Here is a 17503-nt window from a genome sequence, read left to right on the forward strand (position 1 = left end):
GTCCGTGACCAGAACGCTCCGCCTCGACGGCGTCGACCGCAGTTTCGGCGACCGGCAGGTGCTCAACAACGTGTCCTTCGAGGTGGCCGCCGGCCGGATGACCGGCTTCGTGGGCGCCAACGGCGCCGGCAAGACCACCACCATGCGGATCATCCTGGGTGTGCTCTCACCCGACGCCGGCGAGGTGAGCTGGGGTGGCACGAAGCTGACCCGGCAGGACCGCCGGCGCTTCGGTTACATGCCGGAGGAACGGGGCCTCTACCCGAAGATGAGCACCCGCGAGCAGGTGACCTACCTCGGCCGACTGCACGGCATGGACGCCACCGCGGCGCGGCGTTCCACCGACGCGCTGCTGGAACGGGTCGGGCTCGGTGAACGCGGCGACGACCTGCTGGAGACGCTGTCGCTGGGCAATCAGCAACGCGCGCAGATCGCCGCCGCGCTGGTGCACGACCCGGAGGTGCTGGTGCTCGACGAGCCGTTCTCCGGCCTCGACCCGCTGGCCGTCGACACCGTCGTCACCGTGCTGCGGGAGCGGGCCTCGGCCGGAGCGCCGGTGCTCTTCTCCAGCCACCAGCTCGACGTCGTGGAGCGCCTCTGCGACGACCTGGTGATCATCGGAGCCGGGGTGATCCGGGCCGCCGGCAGCCGCCAGCAACTGCGCGACTCGTACACCGTTCCCCGCTACGAGTTGGTGGTGGCGAGCGACGCCGGCTGGGTACGCGACCACCCCGGGGTGACCCTGGTCGAGTTGGACGGCCCGCGAGTGGTCTTCGACCTGCCCGCCGGCGCCGACGAACAACAGGTGTTGCAGGCGGCCCTCGCCCGCGGCCCGGTCCGCGCCTTCCGCCCGGTCAGCCCCTCGCTCACCGAGATCTTCCGAGAGGTCACCCAGTGAACGTCACCCAGGCCACCCGGCTGGTCGCCGAACGCGAGATCCGGGTCAAGCTCCGCGACCGCACCTTCCTGTTCGGCACGCTGTTCTTCCTGCTGATCGCCGCGGCCGGCACCATCCTGCCGCCGCTGCTCTCCGGCGGGCCGTCCACCGTCGCGGTGACCGAGAGCGCGGCCGGTCCGCTGCGCGCCGCCGGCCTGGAGGTCCGGGTGGTCCCCGACGACCGGGCCGCCGAGCAGGCCGTCCGCGACGACGACGTGGACGCCGCCGTGGTCTCCGGACCGGCCGTCCTGGCCATGGACGACGCCCCCGACGACGTGGTGCGGGCCCTGAGCAGCCAGCCGACGGTGCGCCTGCTCGACCCGGACGCGGTCGACCCCGTGGTGGCGTTCCTGGTGCCCTTCGTCTTCGCGTTCGTCTTCTTCCTCACCTCGCAGACGTTCGGTGTGCAGATCGCGCAGAGCGTCATCGAGGAGAAGCAGACCCGGATCGTGGAGATCCTGGTCGCCGCCGTGCCGGTCCGTGCCCTGCTGGCCGGAAAGGTGGTGGCCGGCGCCGTCCTGGCGTTCGCGCAGATCGCGTTGATCGCGGTGGTGGCGGTGATCGGGCTCCAGATGGGCGACAGCGGAGGTCTGCTCACCCTGCTCGCCCCGGCGATCGGCTGGTTCGTGCCGTTCTTCGTGATCGGTTTCGTGCTGCTCGCCGCGATGTGGGCGGCGGCGGGTGCCCTGGCCAACCGGCAGGAGGACATCGCCGCCGTGTCGACGCCGGTGCAACTCGCCGTCATGCTGCCGTTCTTCGCGGTGATCTTCTTCAACGACAACGACACCGCGATGCGGGTGCTGTCCTACCTGCCGTTCTCGTCGCCCACGGCCATGCCGCTGCGGCTGTTCACCGGCGACGCGGCCGGGTGGGAACCGTTCGTCTCGCTGGTCATCCTGGTGCTCGCCGCCGGTGCGTTCCTGGCCGCCGGTGCCCGGGTGTACGAGGGGTCGCTCCTGCGCACCAACGGCCGGACCTCCCTGCGTACCGCGTGGCGGGAGCGGGAGACGATCGGCTGAGCCGACGGTTCGCGCGCGGGCGCCGGTGTCCTGGTCGGACGCCGGCGCCCGCTGCCGTACGGCACCGATCCGAGCGCTGTTCGGTGGCCGTGAACAGCGCGAACACTCCTACCGTGAGCCGATCCTCACGGCAACGACGTGGTCGTCGCCGGTTTCCGGACCGGAAAGGCTCTCGATGTCCCCACCGATCAACCCACGGCAACTCCGTCGCCTCCTCAGCGCGGTGCTCGCGATCGTCCTCGCCAGCACCCTCGCCGCCCTCGTCCGACCCTCGCCGTCCGCCGCCGCCTCGGGCGACCTCATCCTCAACGGCACGTTCGACAACGGCAGCACCCAGCCCTGGTGGACCCGGCTCGCCTCGACCAGCACGACTGTCAACGCCGGGCAACTCCGCGTCCGCACCAGCGCGACGGCCGACAAGCCCGTCTGGGAGGACATGGTCGGCCACTTCGAGTTCGGCGTGACGGCGGCGCAACGGTACCGGTTGCAGTTCGACGCCACCGCCGACGTCAGCCGCTCCCTGCGCGTCTCGGTCTCCCGGGCGGACACGCCCTTCACCTCCGCCGTCGACCAGGACGTCGCGCTCACCTCGACGATGCGCCGGTTCACCTTCGACTTCGCGTCCCCGTTCACCGACCCGAGGGCGGGGCTCCTGTTCCACTTCGGCGGCCAGGCCGCCTCGACGGTCCGGTTGGACAACATCTCGCTCACCCCGCTGGCCGTCGACCCGGCCACCGACCCGATCCTGTACTGGAACGGCGTCATGCTGGACGCCTTCAAGGGGATGGAACTGCCACCGACGACCCTGTCACGCCAGGCGGCCATCCTGCACGCGGCGACGCACGACGCCGCCGTCTCGGTCACCGGCGTCGGCAACCCCTACCGGGTACGCGTGCCGGTCAGTTATCCGGGCACGTTGGACAACGTCGTGGCACCGTCCCTGCACGCGGCCATCGACAAGGCCGCGTACGACGTGTTGGCGGCCCTCTTCCCGAGTCGGCGCCCGGTCTTCGACAACGCCTACGGGACCGCCACCACGCGCCGGCCGTCCGGCGTGAACAGCGCGGAGGTCGCGCGTGGTGAGACGGTTGGCGCCGCAGCCGCCGCCGCCAACCTCCAGGCCCGCGCCGACGACGGCTCCGGCGACACCGGGGGGTACCAGTTGGACGGCGTCGACGGTTCCTGGCGGCCGACCGACGAGAAGCCGGCCGTCACCCCGAAGTGGGGTCTCGTCCCTCCGTTCGCGCTGACCTCGGGAAACCAGTTCCGGCCCGGCCTACCGGCCGACGCCCGCGACTACAAGGACCTGCTCGAAAAGGACGAGTACCGCGAACAGGTCGAGGAGGTCCGGAACCTGGGCGGCCGGTCGTTGTCGCTGCGCACCCCCGAGCAGACGCAGATCGCCTTCTTCTGGGCCAACGACCTGCCGACGACCTACCGGCCACCGGGTCAGCTCTTCGCGCACACCCAGATCGTGGCGAAGCAGCGGAACCTCGGCATCCTGGCCAACGCCCGGCTCTTCGGCCTGGTCGCCCTGGCGCTCGCCGACGCCGCCATCGCCGCCTGGGATGCCAAGTACCTGACCGGAATCGACCTGTGGCGACCAGAGAGCGCCATCGGCAACGGCTGGGAGCCGCTGTCACAGGACACGAACGGCGTGTCGTTCTCGCCGGCGTTCCCGGCCTACGTCTCCGGGCATGCCACCTTCGCGGGGGCCTGGGCGGCGGTGCTGAAGGGATTCTTCGGCACCGATGCGATCGCGTTCGACGCCACCACCGACGACCCGCACGCCCCGAGCGTGGTCCGGCACATGACCGGCTTCGACCACGCCGCCAGGGAGAACGCGCTGAGCCGGATCTACCTCGGCGTGCACTACCGGTTCGACGCGGAGGCCGGACTCGCCACCGGACGTTCCGTGGGCGCGTACGTCTACGCCAACCGCCTGCGACCGTGAGTCGTCAGTCGGTATAGCGCCGGGGGCTGCTCCCCGTCCGGTCCACGGGGTCGGGCGGGGAGCAGCACACCTCTTTCACGGCAGCGGAGCGCAGTCCCAGCGTTCGAAGCTGCCGGTACGCGACCACACGTCCCGTGCGGCCCGGATGTTCCACACCGGGTCCAGTGCGGTCCGACGGTCGACGCCGAGGCGGGACAACTCCATGTCGCTGAACTGGAACACCCCCCAGCGCCGTGACCCGTCGGCGGCGATCTCCACCCGGTACGGGTCGAGCCCGGACAGGCACCGCGCCACCTGCACCGCTCCGGCCGGATCCTCCGGGAACGCCCCCCGCAGGTACTTGCCGACCCGGTCCTCCGGCCATCGGGCCGCCACCACCGGATCATCCGCGAGCTCGTCGAGCACCTGTCCGTCGGCGGTGCCGCTGACCGGCAGGCCCCCGAGGGCCTGGAAGGCGATCAGCCGACTGGTGGTGTCCGGGCCGAACCAGCCGTCCACCGGCACAAACAGTCCGCCCGCCACCAGCCGCTCCTGAAGACCCAGCACACAGGGGCCGTACATGCCCTGGCGCAGGACCGTCGGGCAGCCGTCGGTCGGGGCCTCGTCCGGGCTGGGGGTGACGCGCGGTAGCAGCACCCCGACCGCGCCGACCGTCAGCACGCCGACCAGCGCGAGCACCGCCAGCCGAAGGCGTCGACGCGCCGGTCGGGGCACGTCCGGTGGCACCAGTTCCGGCGGGACCGGGCCGACGGGCGGGGCCAGATCGGCGGGCGGGGCCAGCTCGACCGGTGGGGCCGGTCCTGCGGGCGGGGCCAGGTCGGCGGGCGGTGCCGGGGTGGTCCGCCTGTCCTGACCCGCCCAGTGGTCCCGCTCGCTGAGGTGTGCCTCGATGTCGCGTCGCACTGTCAACCACCGCTCGACCTCGCCCGCCGGCGTACCGCAAGCCGCCAGCAACGCCACGACGGTACGTTCCCGGGGCAGGGTGCTCCGCCCCAGCATCGTGGCGAGGGTGCTCGCCGGAAGCCAGTGTCCGGTCGCCGAGGCACGGCGGGAGATTTCCCGGTAGGTCAGTCCGGAACGTCGACGCGCGTCTCGGAGCAACGCGACGTACTCCCCCGCCGTGGCCGCCTGTCGCACCGGATCCAGGGCAGCGTCATCCATCGAATCTCCCCAGGTCGTTGATGTCGTCAGGCCCGGACCGCTGCCGGTCCGAGCCCGTGGGCCGTACGCCGTCAGCGGCGCGGCCATCGAGAAGGACGCTAGAGAAGGCAGTCGGCGGGAACAACGGCCTGGCCGTCGCGATGCGGTGTCCGCGCAGCTCAGGGCCACCTGTCCGGGTTTTGTCCGACCATCTCGGACAGTCGCTGGACACCGGCTTGCCCCGGAGGCCGCACGGTCTGCAGAATCGGGCGATGTCCACGGGGGAGCTACGACCGGACGAGGCGGCCGATCCGGCCGAGTTCGTCGACCTGCTACGCCAACTCAAGGACCGGTCGCGGCTCACGTACCGCCAGTTGGAGCAACGCGCGGCGGCGGCCGGCGACGTGCTGGCCCGTAGCACCGCGGCCGACGTCGTCCGCCGGAACACCCTGCCGCGACCGGAGGTGGTGGCCGCCTTCGTCCGGGCCTGCGGGGCCGGGGATCAGGTCGAGGCGTGGCTACGGGCGCGGCACCGCCTCGCGGTGGGTGCCTACGCCCCGGCGTCACCCACGCCCGACCACCCGACCGCCGACCACCCGGTGCCCGACGGCCCGGTGCCCGACCACCCGGTGCCCGACCACCCGATGCCCGACGGCCCGTCCGTCGACGGCACGGTGCCGGAGGCGGTGGCAGGGCGCGCGACCGCGGCCCGGTCGCGGTGGTTCGCGCGGCCCATGCCGCTGACACTGCCCCTCGTCGGCACCCTGCTGGCCGCACTCGGCGTTGGTGTCTGGATCCAGCGACCCGACGACAAGCAGCGAACGACACCGCTCGGCGAGCCGACCACCTCGGCGAGCGCCGGTCCGTCGGCCACACCGGACGCCAGTGCCAGCCCGACGATCGCTCCCCACGCACGGCTGAGCCAGATCCGGCCCGCCCGCACTCCGCAGCTCTGTGTCACCGAGGGGCGGGATCGCACCGGCCAGTACAAGCCCGAGGTGGCGGTCCAGCGCCCCTGCGCGGAGGCCACCCCACCGGACACCTACCTGGAGCCGGTGTCTGACGGGGTGTACTTCATCAAGTGGAACCACCCGGCGCACGGGCCGGGCTGCCTCACCGTTCGCGGCGAGGATCCGGGTCGCAACCTGCTCGAACCCTGGGGGCAGTGCAGTGCGACCAACTGGTCGCAACTGTTCCGCTTCGAGCCGACCGGATCCACACCGACCTCGTACCGCATCCGACCGGCCCGCAGCGACCTGTGCGTCGGCCTGCGCGACGACGACACCGAGGTGTCGGCCGAGGCACTGGTCGAGCCGTGCACCAACGGCGCGGACCAGGTGTTCCTGGTCGACCCGCTGCCGGGCGGCTGACCCCGGGTGGGCGGCCGGCCGCTCAGCGGGCGGGCGGCACCCGGTCCCAGCCGGCCGGCAACGGAGGCGCGGACCAGGCCGGGTCGGGCTGCCACTGCGCCCACGCCGGATTCCACCAACGCTCACCGGCGTCGAGCAGCGCGGCGATCCGATCCCCCTCGGCCTGGATCGCGTCACCCATGCCGGGGTAGCGCCCCTCGACGAGGCGCTGGGCGAACAACTCCACGTCCTTCCAGACGTACCGGTCGGCGTCCGCACCCCACCACAGGTCCAACTCGTGGTCGAGGGTGTCCACCCCGATCGGCGTACGCCGCACCGGGTCCTGGAGGTTGAAGTACCAGCCGGCGAAGTCGCGACCCGGGCCCGTCCAGAACACGTCGATCGAGTGCGCCTCACCAGGGCGTTGCAGCATCAGCTTGCCGTGCCCCGACCAGGAGCGGTGCCCGGCGGTCTCCCACGGGTGCCTCCCGCACGGGAAGACGCCGGCCTCCGGGAAGCCGAACTCGGCCCCCGGCGGGAGGTAGAGCGCGAGCAGGTCGGGCGAGTCCTCGACGCAGATCGTCGGGCAGGCGAACCACACCTCGCCGCGCAGCACCTCACGCCGCACCACCGTGTCGCCGGGCTCGAACCGGTCCGCCACCATTCCCCCACCTTCGCGCTCGCCGCCACCGGGACCTGCCGACGGCATGATCGACCCGGTCCTGCCGATGTCGGGACATCCCCTGGCACGGGACGCCCCGACATCGGTGACACCGAGTCGATCACCAGGCGGGGGTACGGCACCAACCGCACGTCCCGGTCGGGCCGGAGGGGCCACCGCCCTCAGGCGTCGACGGCCGCCATCACGTCGTCGGAGACGTCGAAGTTCGCGTAGACGTTCTGCACGTCGTCGCAGTCTTCCAGCACGTCGATCAGCTTGAAGATCTTGCGCGCGCCCTCCTCGTCCAGCGGGACGTTCATGCTGGGGATGAGGGAGGACTCGGCCGACTCGTACTCGATGCCGGCGTCCTGCAGGGCGGTGCGGACCGCGATCAGGTCGGTCGGCTCGGACACCACCTCGTACGCCTCACCGAGGTCGTTGACCTCCTCCGCGCCGGCGTCGAGGACGGCCATCATCACGTCGTCCTCGCTGGTGCCCTCCTTGGGGACGATCACGACGCCCTTGCGGGAGAACATGTACGACACCGAGCCGGCGTCGGCCAGCGAACCGCCGTTGCGGGTCAGCGCGGTACGCACCTCGGTCGCCGCCCGGTTGCGGTTGTCGGTGAGGCACTCGATCAGCATCGCCACGCCGTTCGGGCCGTACCCCTCATACATGATCGTCTGCCAGTCGGCGCCGCCGGCCTCCAGGCCGGAGCCGCGCTTGACGGCGCGATCGATGTTGTCGTTCGGCACCGAGCTCTTCTTCGCCTTCTGGATCGCGTCGAAGAGAGTCGGGTTACCGGAGGGGTCGCCGCCGCCGGTCCGCGCGGCCACCTCGACGTTCTTGATCAGCTTGGCGAACATCTTGCCGCGCTTGGCGTCGATGACGGCCTTCTTGTGCTTGGTCGTCGCCCACTTTGAGTGGCCGGACATCTTCTACCTCCGTTGCTACCCGCCGTCTGCATCGACCGCACCGCTCACGCCCCACTCCCGCCGGCGCACGCGGAGGTGCCGGTCAGCTCTGGCGGAAGCCGTGGCGGGCAGATGGCCCTGCCGAATCTCCGCAATCCTACCGACGTCCACCGGGTCGCTGTCATGCACCGCGCGCGGCGGCTCCGCCCCGTCCCCCCAGACCGGGGCAGACGGGACGAAATCCGCGATTACGACCCCGTGAGCGCACGATCCGCCGGACGCAGCACCCGCGACCAGGCCACGACCTCGGCGAGCATCGTGGACAGCTCCGCCTCCCGGCCGTCGACCGGGGCGAAGCGGCCGGCGGTCCGGTCACCAGGGTCGGCCCCGGTGAAGTCGAAATCGGTGAAGATCGACAGCGCCACTCCGGTCGGCACCACCACCGTCCGCACCTCGGTCAGAATCGTCCGCAGGTGATCGGCGGCCCGGGTGCCACCCTGCACGCCGTAGCTCAGTACCCCGGCCACCTTGTCGGTCCACTCCGCGTACAGGAAGTCGATGCCGTTCTTCAGCGCTGCCGGTATCGACCGGTTGTAGTCCGGGGTGACGAAGACGAAGGCGTCGCAGTCGTCCACCACATCCGCCCAACGCCGGGTGTGCGGCTGCCGGTAGTCGCCGAACAGCGCCGGCACCGGCTCGTCCAGCAGTGGTAACGCCTGCTCGGCGAGGTCCACCAGCGTGAAGACGGCGTCCCCGGCGCGTACCGCCTCGTGCCGCCCGGCCACCTCCATGACCCAGTGGGCGACCGCCGCGCCGCGCCGGCCCGGGCGGGTGCTGCCCACGATCACACCGATCCGCAGCGGTCCTGTGCTCTGTGCGTTTCTCATGCCCCGATCCTGGGAGCCGCGCGGCGGTGGGGGGAGACCGCCGCGAGGATGGCCCTGCCAGGGCCACCCACCGGCCGACGCCGACTGCCAGACTGGCTCGGTGATGGACGGAGAGCTGGGTGCCTTCCTGCGCAGTCGCCGCGAGGCCCGGCGGCCGGCCGAGGTCGGCCTCCCCGACGGCCCCCGCCGGCGCACCCCCGGGCTGCGGCGGGCCGAGCTGGCGACGTTGGCGCAGGTCAGCGTGGAATACCTGACCCGACTGGAGCAGGGCCGCGACACCCGGCCATCGCCGGAGATCCTCGCCGCGCTTGCCGACGCGCTGCGCCTGGACAGCGCCGACCGGGAACACCTGCGGCAACTCGCCTCGGCTCAGCACGCCCGACAGCTCTGCTCGGGCGACCGGCCGACGGTATCCCGCACCGTCCGGCCCACGGTCCGCGCGATGCTCGACGCGCTGCGCGACACCCCGGCGTACGTGCTCAACCGGCTCGGCGACGTGCTGGCCTGGAACGAGCCGTTCGAGGCGCTCGCCCGCCCGCTCGGCCTGCTGGACGGGTCGCGGCCGAACCTGGTCTGGTTCGTGCTGACCGACGAGCGGGCCCGTGCGCACTATCCGCAGTGGTCGGCGCTGGCCGACCAGCAGGTCGCGGAGCTGCACCTGCTGCGCCGGGGTGATCCGGCCAGCGACGCCTTCGCCGAGCGACTGGCCCGTACGGTGGGCGCGCCGTTCGTCGACCGTTGGCGGCGGCGACCGGTCACCGCGGCGCGTACCGGCCTGCTGACGGTCCGCCATCCGGCGGTGGGGCTGTTGCGCCTCAACGTGGAGACTCTGGAGCTGACCGTGGCCGACCCGCAGCGCCTGGTGGTGCAGTTGCCTGCCGACGCCGCCACGGCGAACGCGCTCGACCAGCTGGCCGGCCGCCGCCCGGGACAACTGCGCGCGGTCGCCGGCTGAGCGACGGGTCACGCCGTCAGGAGGCGGCCCGCACCAGGTCCACGAAGTACGCGTGCACGCGCAGGTCACCGGTCAACTCCGGGTGGAACGAGGTGGCCAGCAGGTTGCCCTGCCGGACCGCCACGATCCGGTCGGCGGCCGGGCCACCGGTCACCGTGCCGATGACCTGGACACCGGCACCGACCCGTTCGACCCAGGGCGCGCGGATGAACACCGCGTGGAACGGCGCCCCCGGCACCCCGGTGATCTCCACCGGGGCCTCGAACGAGTCGACCTGCCGACCGAACGCGTTGCGCCGCACGGTCATGTCGATGCCGGCGAAGCCCCGCTGGTCGGGTCGGCCGTCCAGCACCGCCGTGGCAAGCATGATCATGCCGGCGCAGGACCCGTAGACCGGCATGCCGTCGGCGATCCGCTTGTCGATCGGTTCGCGCATCTCGAAGATGTCGGTGAGCTTGCTGATGGTGGTGGACTCGCCCCCGGGGACGACCAGGCCGTCGACCGCGTCCAGCTCCGCCGGACGACGCACCGGGCGGGCGTCCGCACCCGCCGCGGCCAGCGCCGCCACGTGCTCGCGGACGTCCCCCTGGAGCGCGAGAACACCGATCACGGGTGCCGTCACGTTCGCACCGTTCCTTCCCGGCTCACTCTGCGCGCGCTCACCAACCGCGCTCGGCCAGGCGGTGCGGCTGCGGGATCTCGTCGACGTTGATGCCGACCATCGCCTCGCCGAGACCGCGGGAGACCTTGGCCAGCACGTCCGGGTCGTCGTGGAAGGTGGTGGCCTTGACGATCGCGGCGGCCCGCTGGGCCGGGTTGCCGGCCTTGAAGATGCCGGAGCCGACGAAGACGCCCTCCGCGCCGAGCTGCATCATCATCGCCGCGTCGGCCGGAGTGGCGATCCCGCCGGCGGTGAACAGCACCACCGGCAGCTTGCCGCTCTCGGCGACCTCCTTGACCAACTCGTACGGGGCCTGCAACTCCTTGGCCGCGACGTACAGCTCGTCGGCCGGCAGCGAGGACAGCCGGGCGATCTCCTGACGGATCTTCCGCATGTGGGTGGTGGCGTTGGAGACGTCACCGGTGCCGGCCTCACCCTTGGAGCGGATCATGGCCGCGCCCTCGGTGATCCGGCGCAGCGCCTCGCCCAGGTTGGTCGCGCCGCAGACGAAGGGCACGGTGAACGCCCACTTGTCGATGTGGTTCGCGTAGTCGGCCGGGGTCAGCACCTCGGACTCGTCGACGTAGTCGACGCCGAGCGACTGGAGGATCCGCGCCTCGACGAAGTGACCGATGCGAGCCTTGGCCATCACCGGGATGGAGACCGCCTCGATGATCCCGTCGATCATGTCGGGGTCGCTCATCCGGGACACCCCGCCCTGCGCGCGGATGTCGGCGGGCACCCGCTCCAGGGCCATCACCGCGACGGCGCCGGCGTCTTCGGCGATCTTGGCCTGCTCGGCGTTGACCACGTCCATGATCACGCCGCCCTTCAGCATCTCGGCCATGCCGCGCTTCACGCGGGCCGAGCCGACGACGGGGGCGGTACCGGTGTTCGAGGCGGTGTTTTCGGGCACGGGTCATCGCTCCTTGGACGGACTCTGGGGGGTGACACCAAAAATGCTACGCGCGGGTCAACGCCGCGCCGACAGCCAATCAGACCCCCGGTGGCCTGCCCTGTGGCACTGATCACCGGCTCGCGCGCGACCCGGTCAGGTGGCGGGGACGTCCGCGGGCACCGTCAGGGTCGGGTCGTCGATGTCGAAGTAGCGCGGCCACTCCCGGCCCCGTCCCATCCGCAACAACCGCACCAGCGGCCGGCTGCGCGCCGAGCGGGCGTCCCGGACCAGGTCCGTGTGCACCTGGCGGGACAGCGCCAGCCGGCGACTGGCCGCGATGACCGCCCCGCAGTCCGGATCGTCCGGATCCAACTGGACGGTCCGCAACTGCCGGGTCAGGTCGTTCTCCGCCGCCTCACGCTCGTCCGGGCCGGCGTCCAGGGCGATCCGGGCCGCCGCGTACAGCTCGACACCGAAGCGCCGCTCGGCCAGCACCGCGGCGGCGGCGGCCCGGCGCAGCAGGTGGGCGTCGAGGGCCCGCGCCGCCAGTTCCGCGCGGCCCTGCAACCTCTCGACCCGACCGGCCGTCCAGATGAGGTACGCCGCGACCAGCCCCACGACCACGCTCGCGGCCACCACCCACCACATGTGCGGCATCGTAGTGCTGCTCCGTTTCAGCTCCGAGTGGGTGCGGTCACGCCGGGAGACCCGTCACCACCACACCGTCCGTCACACCGGTCAGCCCAGCCCCACCCATTCCTGGTCGATGACCCGTCCGTCAGTTGCCTCGATCGCCGCTGCGTATACCTCCAGAACACGGCGAGCAACCATCGGCCAGTCGAAATTCGCCACGACCTGATCCCCGCAGGCGGTCAGCGTGGCCCGCGCGCCGGGATCGTCCAACAGTTCGGTCACCGCGTCGCGCAGCCCCACCGGGTCGCCGGTGGGAAAGAGCCGACCGGCGCGCCCACCGTCGAGCACCCGCCGAAACGCGTCCAGGTCACTGGCGACAACTGTCGTACCCGCGGCCAGGGCCTCGGTGAGGATCATGCCGAACGACTCGCCCCCGGTGTTCGGTGCGACGTAGAGGTGCACACTACGCAGCATGCGCGCCTTGTCCGGTTCGGTGACCAGGCCGAGGAACGTGACGCGCTCGTGCAGGTCGGCCGGGAACTGGTCGTACAGGTCGTCGGGATCACCCGGGCCGGCGACGAGCAGCCGTAGCCCCGGCCTGGTGGCGGCCAGCGCCACGAACGCGTCGCGCAGCACCGGGAAGCCCTTGCGAGCCTCGGTGAACCGGCCCAGGAAGCCCAGCGTGCCGCCGGTGCCCGGGGCGCACTCCCCCGGCCAGCCCGGCAACGGCTCGGCGTCGGCGAACTTGGCCACCGCCACCCCGTTGGGGATCTCCACCGCGCCGCCGTCCATGTGCTCCACCTGCACCTTGCGGGCCAGCGCGCTGACCGCGATCCGGGCGGTGATCCGTTCCAACACGATCTGGAGCACACCCTGCGCCGCCGCCAACACCCGGGAACGGGTCATCGCGGTGTGGAACGTGGCCACCACCGGACCACGGGCGGAGAGCACGGCCAGCAGCGACAGGCTCAGCGTGAGCGGCTCGTGCACGTGCAACACGTCGAAGTCACCGTTGGTGATCCACCGCCGGACCCGGGCGGTCGAGACCGGGCCGAACGCGATCCGGGCCACCGAGCCGTTGTACGGCAGCGGCACGGCACGGCCGGCGGACACCACGTACGCCGGCAACGGCGAATCCTCGTCGGCCGGGGCGAGCACGCTGACCTCGTGGCCGAGCGCGATCAACGCCTCGGCGAGGTCCATCACGTGGTTCTGCACACCACCGGGAACGTCGAAGGAGTACGGGCACACGATGCCGATCCGCATGCGTCAGCGCCCCCTGTCCGTGATCGTGGGACACCATCCCACCGTGCCCACCTCGCTCACGACCGCGGGGCTCCGCTGCGCTGCGTTCCGCACGCTCACCGTGCCCACCACTCCTCAGGCCTGACCGGAGGCCGACGAGGGCGGCACCGTGCCGTCCCCCGCCCCCCGCTGGTCCAGCCACATCCGCTGCAACATGTGCCAGTCTTCCGGATGCCGGGCGATACCCGCCGCCAGACGGTCGGCGATCAGCTGGGTCAGCGACCGGACCCGCTGGTCCAGGGGCCCCACCTCGGGCCCCGGCACCGGCAGCGGCCCGGCGAGCGACGCGCAGGCCGCGTCCGGTTCGTACCACATCGAGGCCACGTAGAGCGGCGCTCCGGTGTGCAACGCGAGCAGCGCCGGCCCGGCGGGCATCCGGGTCTTCCCGCCGAAGAAGTCCACCTTCACACCACGGGCGGAGAGGTCCCGGTCGGCCAGCAGCGGCACCACCGCACCGGCGCGTAACCGGTCCAGCAGCACGTCGAACGCCGGACGCGGCCCGCCGTGGGTCGGCAGGATCTCCATCCCCAGGCCCGCCCGGAAGGCCAGGAAACGCTTGTACACGCCCTCCGGCTTGAGCCGCTCCATGACGGTGGTGATCGGCCAACCGGTGGCCGCCACCCAGGAACCCGCGGCGTCCCAGTTGCCGGCGTGCGGCAACGCCACCACGGCGCCCCGGCCGGCGGCCACGTCGGCGGCGAGCAGCTCGGCACCGTCGAGCCGGAAGCCGGACAGGATCTGCGTCCGGCTCGACGACGGCAGCCGGAACGCCTCCATCCAGTACCGGGCGTAGGAGCGGAGCCCGCGCTTGACGAGCTCGTCCAGCTCGGCCTCGGGCAGCTCCGGGCCGACCACCCGGCGCAGGTTCGCGCGCAGTCGAGCCGTACCCCCGCCGCCGCGACGGTGGGCGCGGTCCGCGCCCGCCTGGAACGCCGCCGCCACCAGCGGCCGGGGTAACGCGCGGACCACCCGCCAGCCGGCGATGTAGCCGAGCTCGGTGAGGTTCACGCGGCCCGGCCGCCGGTCGTCCGGCGCCGGGTCGCCACCACGCCGCTCACGCCTGGCCGTCCGGCTGGAGCTGCTGGGCCTGGCGGTAGACGTGCGCCATCCGCTGCCCCACCGTGAAGATCGACACCGCGGCGAGCAGCCAGAGCGCGATCTCCAGCGCCGGCTTCACGTTCAGGCCGGTGAGGATTCCACCGACCCCGACGATCAGCAGCCGCTCGGTGCGCTCGGCGATGCCCACGTTGCAGGTCATGCCGAGCCCCTCGGCGCGGGCCTTCACGTAGGAGACCAGGCTGCCGGCGGCCAGACAGACCAGCGCGGCGGCCACCCCGGAGTAGTTGCCCTGGGTGGCCAGCCAGTATGCGACCGCGCCGAAGACGGCGCTGTCGGCGACCCGGTCCATGCTCGAATCGAGGAACGCGCCGAACCTGGTGGAGCCACCGCTCATCCGGGCCATCGTCCCGTCGAGCAGGTCGGTCAGCGCGAACAGGGTGACGATCAACGCGCCCGCGACCAGATGGCCGCGAGCACCGAAGCCGAGAGCACCGACGAGCACACCAACGGTGCCCGCGACGGTTACGGCATTGGGGGTGACGCCCGCACGCAGGAGGGCACGGGCAATCGGCTCGACGACGCGGGTCATCCCCGCGCGGGCCGACACTTGGAAGATCTTCGCCATGGCGGTCCCCACGATAACGGTCCGCCCAGCTCCGCCGATACGGCCGGTCCCGTCGACCCGCCTGCGAGAGGCTTGTGCCTACCCGGCAACGGGTGTGAGATCGAGCCAGGAGGTGAGCCAGCTCACCCGTCCACACGTCCCGTTCCCGCTGTGCAGCAGACCACCGGAGGATATCGCCGCGCACTCGCCCCGGGCCGCTACCCGTCGCGCGGCGGTCGCCACCCACCACCGGCTGAGGGAGGTGCGCCCGATGGCGCAGAAAAATCAGGAGAAGGGTTCCACCGGCGGCACGCCGGTGGTGACCAACCCCGAGCGGGTACGCAACATCGTGCTCGTCGGGCACTCCGGAGCGGGCAAGACGACACTGGTCGAGGCCCTGCTCGCCGCGACGGGCACGATCGGCCGGGCCGGCTCCGTGGTCGACGGCACCACGGTTGGCGACCACGACCCGGCGGCCGTGCGCCAGCAGCGCTCGGTCAGCCTGTCCTGCGCACCGCTGCTGCACAACGGCATCAAGGTCAACCTGCTGGACACCCCCGGGTACGCCGACTTCGTCGGCGAGCTGCGGGCCGGGCTGCGGGCCGCCGACGCCGCGCTCTTCGTCGTCTCGGCGGCGGGCGGCATGGACGCCGCCACCGTCGCCCTGTGGGAGGAGTGCGCGGCGGTCGACATGCCCCGCGCGGTCGCGGTGGCCCGACTGGACCAGCCCCGCGCCGACGTAGACGAGACGGTGGCGCTCTGCCAGCGCCTCTTCGGCGACAACGTGATGCCGCTCTACCTGCCGATGCTCGGCGACGACGGCGTGTCCACCGAGGGTCTGCTCGGCCTGATCACCCGTCGGGTCTTCGACTACAGCGCCGGGCTTCCCGCCGACGTCCGCGATCCCGACCCGGAGCACCAGCGGGCCATCGACGAGTCCCGCGACGAGCTGATCGAGGGGATCATCGCCGAGAGCGAGGACGAGACCCTCATGGACCGCTACCTCGACGGCGAGGAGATCAGCGACGAGGTGCTCATCGACGACCTGGAGAAGGCCGTCGCCCGGGGTCACTTCTACCCGGTGGTGCCGGTCTGCGCCGAGACCGGCGTCGGGTTGGACGTGCTGCTGGAGGTGCTGACCGCCGCGTTCCCGTCGCCGCTGGAGCACGAGTTGCCGGCGGTGACCGGCGTGGACGGCTCGCCGCGTCCGCCGTTGACCTGCGACCCGGCCGGGCCGCTCGTCGCGGAGGTCGTCAAGACCACCGTCGACCGCCACGTCGGCCGGGTCTCGCTGGTCCGGGTCTTCTCCGGCACGCTGCGCCCCGACCAGATCGTGCACGTCTCCGGTCACGGCATGGCCGAACGCGGGCACCCCGACCACGACGCGGACGAGCGGGTCGGGCACATCTACACCCCGCTGGGCGCCACCCTTCGCGAGGTGCCGCTCTGCGTGGCCGGCGACATCTGCGCGATCACCAAGTCCGGCAGCGCCGAGACCGGCGACACCATCTCGGCCAAGACCGACCCGCTGCTGATCGCCCCCTGGGAGATGCCGGAACCGCTGCTGCCGGTGGCGATCGTCGCGCACAGCCGCGCCGACGAGGACGCCCTGGCCCGTAACCTCGCCCGCCTGGTCGCGGGCGACCCCACCCTGCGCCTGGACCGCAACCCGGAGACCCACCAGCTGGTCCTCTGGTGCATGGGCGAGGCACACGCGGACGTGGTGCTCGACCGGCTGCGTGCCGGCGGCGTCGAACTGGACACCGAGCCGGTCAAGGTGTCGCTGCGCGAGACGCTGACGGTGCCCGCGAAGGGGCATGGCCGGCACGTCAAGCAGTCCGGCGGCCACGGCCAGTACGCGGTCTGCGACATCGAGGTCGAGCCCCTGCCCCCGGGCAGCGGCTTCGAGTTCGTCGACCGGGTCGTCGGCGGCGCGGTGCCGCACAACTACATCCCGTCCGTGGAGAAGGGTGTCCGCGCCCAGCTCGAACGCGGCCTGGTCGCCGGCCACCCGGTGGTGGACCTGCGGGTGACCCTGGTCGACGGCAAGGCGCACAGTGTCGACTCGTCCGACGCGGCCTTCCAGACCGCCGGTGCGCTGGCCCTGCGCGACGCCGCCGACCGTGGCCAGCCGGCGCTGCTGGAGCCGATCGACGAGGTCACCATCCGGGTGCCCGACGGTTCGGTGGGCACCGTGATGGGCGATCTGTCCGGCCGACGAGGCCGGGTGCTCGGCACCGAGCCCGACCCGGACACCGAGGGCCGTACCCTCGTCCGCGCCGAGGTGCCGGCCACCGAGTTGGTGCGGTACGCCGTCGAACTGCGTTCGATGACGGCCGGCACCGGCACCTTCCGCCGTCATTTCGTCCGCCACGACCCGATGCCCGCCCACCTGGCCGACCAGATCCGCAAGGAACACACCACCTGACCCCACCCGCCCCGCCCGGCCGGGCTCGGCCTGCCGCCCGCCCGCCGGCAGGGTCAGAATCGTGGGTCAGGGGGGGACGGGGGGGTGGGTGGGGTCAGG

The 17503-nt window shown here is 72.2% G+C and carries 16 protein-coding genes; 6 read left to right on the top strand and 10 right to left on the bottom strand.

What is annotated here, in order from left to right; all coding sequences use genetic code 11:
• The first annotated feature begins 4 nt into the window (after positions 1 to 4).
• From ABGB10_RS19895 to ABGB10_RS19905, 3 genes are all read left to right on the top strand, one after another.
• Complete coding sequence (locus tag ABGB10_RS19895; RefSeq protein WP_347662343.1) at positions 5 to 898, top strand: ATP-binding cassette domain-containing protein; 894 nt, start codon at positions 5 to 7, stop codon at positions 896 to 898.
• On the top strand, positions 895 to 1956 hold the full coding sequence (locus ABGB10_RS19900) for an ABC transporter permease (protein ID WP_347662344.1): 1062 nt from the start codon (positions 895 to 897) through the stop codon (positions 1954 to 1956). The genes ABGB10_RS19895 and ABGB10_RS19900 overlap by 4 nt, the downstream gene beginning before the upstream one ends.
• A gap of 175 nt (positions 1957 to 2131) precedes the next feature.
• Complete coding sequence (locus ABGB10_RS19905) at positions 2132 to 3910, top strand: carbohydrate binding domain-containing protein (RefSeq protein ID WP_347662345.1); 1779 nt, start codon at positions 2132 to 2134, stop codon at positions 3908 to 3910.
• Positions 3911 to 3985: 75 nt separating this feature from the next.
• Here ABGB10_RS19905 and ABGB10_RS19910 read toward each other — a convergent pair whose 3' ends face one another.
• Positions 3986 to 5071, bottom strand: a complete 1086-nt coding sequence (locus ABGB10_RS19910) for a peptidoglycan-binding protein (protein WP_347662346.1) — start codon at positions 5069 to 5071, stop codon at positions 3986 to 3988.
• Between the two features lie 251 nt (positions 5072 to 5322).
• Here ABGB10_RS19910 and ABGB10_RS19915 point away from each other — a divergent pair, with 251 nt between their 5' ends.
• Positions 5323 to 6420 (top strand): helix-turn-helix domain-containing protein, encoded by a 1098-nt coding sequence (locus ABGB10_RS19915; RefSeq protein WP_347662347.1) that lies wholly within the window; start codon positions 5323 to 5325, stop codon positions 6418 to 6420.
• Between the two features lie 22 nt (positions 6421 to 6442).
• Here the strand turns inward: ABGB10_RS19915 and ABGB10_RS19920 are convergent, their stop codons facing one another.
• The 3 genes from ABGB10_RS19920 to ABGB10_RS19930 form a co-directional block, all read right to left on the bottom strand.
• On the bottom strand, positions 6443 to 7063 hold the full coding sequence (locus ABGB10_RS19920; RefSeq protein WP_347662348.1) for a DUF402 domain-containing protein: 621 nt from the start codon (positions 7061 to 7063) through the stop codon (positions 6443 to 6445).
• 179 nt (positions 7064 to 7242) lie between these two features.
• Positions 7243 to 7995, bottom strand: coding sequence for a YebC/PmpR family DNA-binding transcriptional regulator (locus ABGB10_RS19925; protein ID WP_347662349.1), 753 nt, complete (start codon positions 7993 to 7995; stop codon positions 7243 to 7245).
• A 227-nt stretch (positions 7996 to 8222) separates the two neighbouring features.
• Positions 8223 to 8861, bottom strand: coding sequence for an NAD(P)H-dependent oxidoreductase (locus ABGB10_RS19930; RefSeq protein WP_347662350.1), 639 nt, complete (start codon positions 8859 to 8861; stop codon positions 8223 to 8225).
• A 103-nt stretch (positions 8862 to 8964) separates the two neighbouring features.
• Here ABGB10_RS19930 and ABGB10_RS19935 point away from each other — a divergent pair, with 103 nt between their 5' ends.
• A complete protein-coding gene (locus ABGB10_RS19935; protein ID WP_347662366.1) occupies positions 8965 to 9816 on the top strand; it encodes a helix-turn-helix transcriptional regulator in 852 nt (283 codons plus the stop codon).
• A 16-nt stretch (positions 9817 to 9832) separates the two neighbouring features.
• On the opposite strand, the gene pdxT is transcribed toward ABGB10_RS19935, so the two are convergent.
• From pdxT to pgsA, 6 genes are all read right to left on the bottom strand, one after another.
• Entirely contained in the window at positions 9833 to 10438 is a 606-nt protein-coding gene (gene pdxT / locus ABGB10_RS19940; protein ID WP_347662351.1) for a pyridoxal 5'-phosphate synthase glutaminase subunit PdxT, read from the bottom strand.
• Between the two features lie 37 nt (positions 10439 to 10475).
• Positions 10476 to 11393, bottom strand: a complete 918-nt coding sequence (gene pdxS, locus ABGB10_RS19945) for a pyridoxal 5'-phosphate synthase lyase subunit PdxS (RefSeq protein ID WP_347662352.1) — start codon at positions 11391 to 11393, stop codon at positions 10476 to 10478.
• A gap of 135 nt (positions 11394 to 11528) precedes the next feature.
• Positions 11529 to 12032, bottom strand: coding sequence for a hypothetical protein (locus tag ABGB10_RS19950; RefSeq protein ID WP_347662353.1), 504 nt, complete (start codon positions 12030 to 12032; stop codon positions 11529 to 11531).
• 81 nt (positions 12033 to 12113) lie between these two features.
• On the bottom strand, positions 12114 to 13274 hold the full coding sequence (locus tag ABGB10_RS19955) for a glycosyltransferase family 4 protein (RefSeq protein ID WP_347662354.1): 1161 nt from the start codon (positions 13272 to 13274) through the stop codon (positions 12114 to 12116).
• A gap of 114 nt (positions 13275 to 13388) precedes the next feature.
• Entirely contained in the window at positions 13389 to 14321 is a 933-nt protein-coding gene (locus ABGB10_RS19960) for a phosphatidylinositol mannoside acyltransferase (protein ID WP_347662355.1), read from the bottom strand.
• Between the two features lie 46 nt (positions 14322 to 14367).
• A complete protein-coding gene (pgsA, locus tag ABGB10_RS19965) occupies positions 14368 to 14997 on the bottom strand; it encodes a phosphatidylinositol phosphate synthase (protein WP_141908779.1) in 630 nt (209 codons plus the stop codon).
• Between the two features lie 250 nt (positions 14998 to 15247).
• Here pgsA and ABGB10_RS19970 point away from each other — a divergent pair, with 250 nt between their 5' ends.
• Positions 15248 to 17404 (top strand): elongation factor G-like protein EF-G2, encoded by a 2157-nt coding sequence (locus ABGB10_RS19970; protein ID WP_347662356.1) that lies wholly within the window; start codon positions 15248 to 15250, stop codon positions 17402 to 17404.
• Positions 17405 to 17503 lie beyond the last annotated feature (99 nt).

The organism is Micromonospora sp. B9E7 (assembly GCF_039871815.1).
Lineage (GTDB): Bacteria > Actinomycetota > Actinomycetes > Mycobacteriales > Micromonosporaceae > Micromonospora.

What these genes read in the sequence shown, in the direction of transcription:
- ABGB10_RS19915 (WP_347662347.1), top strand. Translation starts at nt 5,323, where the DNA reads ATGTCCACGGGGGAGCTACGACCGGACGAGGCGGCCGATCCGGCCGAG.
- ABGB10_RS19970 (WP_347662356.1), top strand. Translation starts at nt 15,248, where the DNA reads ATGGCGCAGAAAAATCAGGAGAAGGGTTCCACCGGCGGCACGCCGGTG.
- ABGB10_RS19920 (WP_347662348.1), bottom strand. Translation starts at nt 7,063, where the DNA reads ATGGTGGCGGACCGGTTCGAGCCCGGCGACACGGTGGTGCGGCGTGAG.
- ABGB10_RS19935 (WP_347662366.1), top strand. Translation starts at nt 8,965, where the DNA reads ATGGACGGAGAGCTGGGTGCCTTCCTGCGCAGTCGCCGCGAGGCCCGG.
- ABGB10_RS19950 (WP_347662353.1), bottom strand. Translation starts at nt 12,032, where the DNA reads ATGCCGCACATGTGGTGGGTGGTGGCCGCGAGCGTGGTCGTGGGGCTG.
- ABGB10_RS19955 (WP_347662354.1), bottom strand. Translation starts at nt 13,274, where the DNA reads ATGCGGATCGGCATCGTGTGCCCGTACTCCTTCGACGTTCCCGGTGGT.
- ABGB10_RS19910 (WP_347662346.1), bottom strand. Translation starts at nt 5,071, where the DNA reads ATGGATGACGCTGCCCTGGATCCGGTGCGACAGGCGGCCACGGCGGGG.
- ABGB10_RS19905 (WP_347662345.1), top strand. Translation starts at nt 2,132, where the DNA reads ATGTCCCCACCGATCAACCCACGGCAACTCCGTCGCCTCCTCAGCGCG.
- ABGB10_RS19925 (WP_347662349.1), bottom strand. Translation starts at nt 7,995, where the DNA reads ATGTCCGGCCACTCAAAGTGGGCGACGACCAAGCACAAGAAGGCCGTC.
- pgsA (WP_141908779.1), bottom strand. Translation starts at nt 14,997, where the DNA reads ATGGCGAAGATCTTCCAAGTGTCGGCCCGCGCGGGGATGACCCGCGTC.
- ABGB10_RS19930 (WP_347662350.1), bottom strand. Translation starts at nt 8,861, where the DNA reads ATGAGAAACGCACAGAGCACAGGACCGCTGCGGATCGGTGTGATCGTG.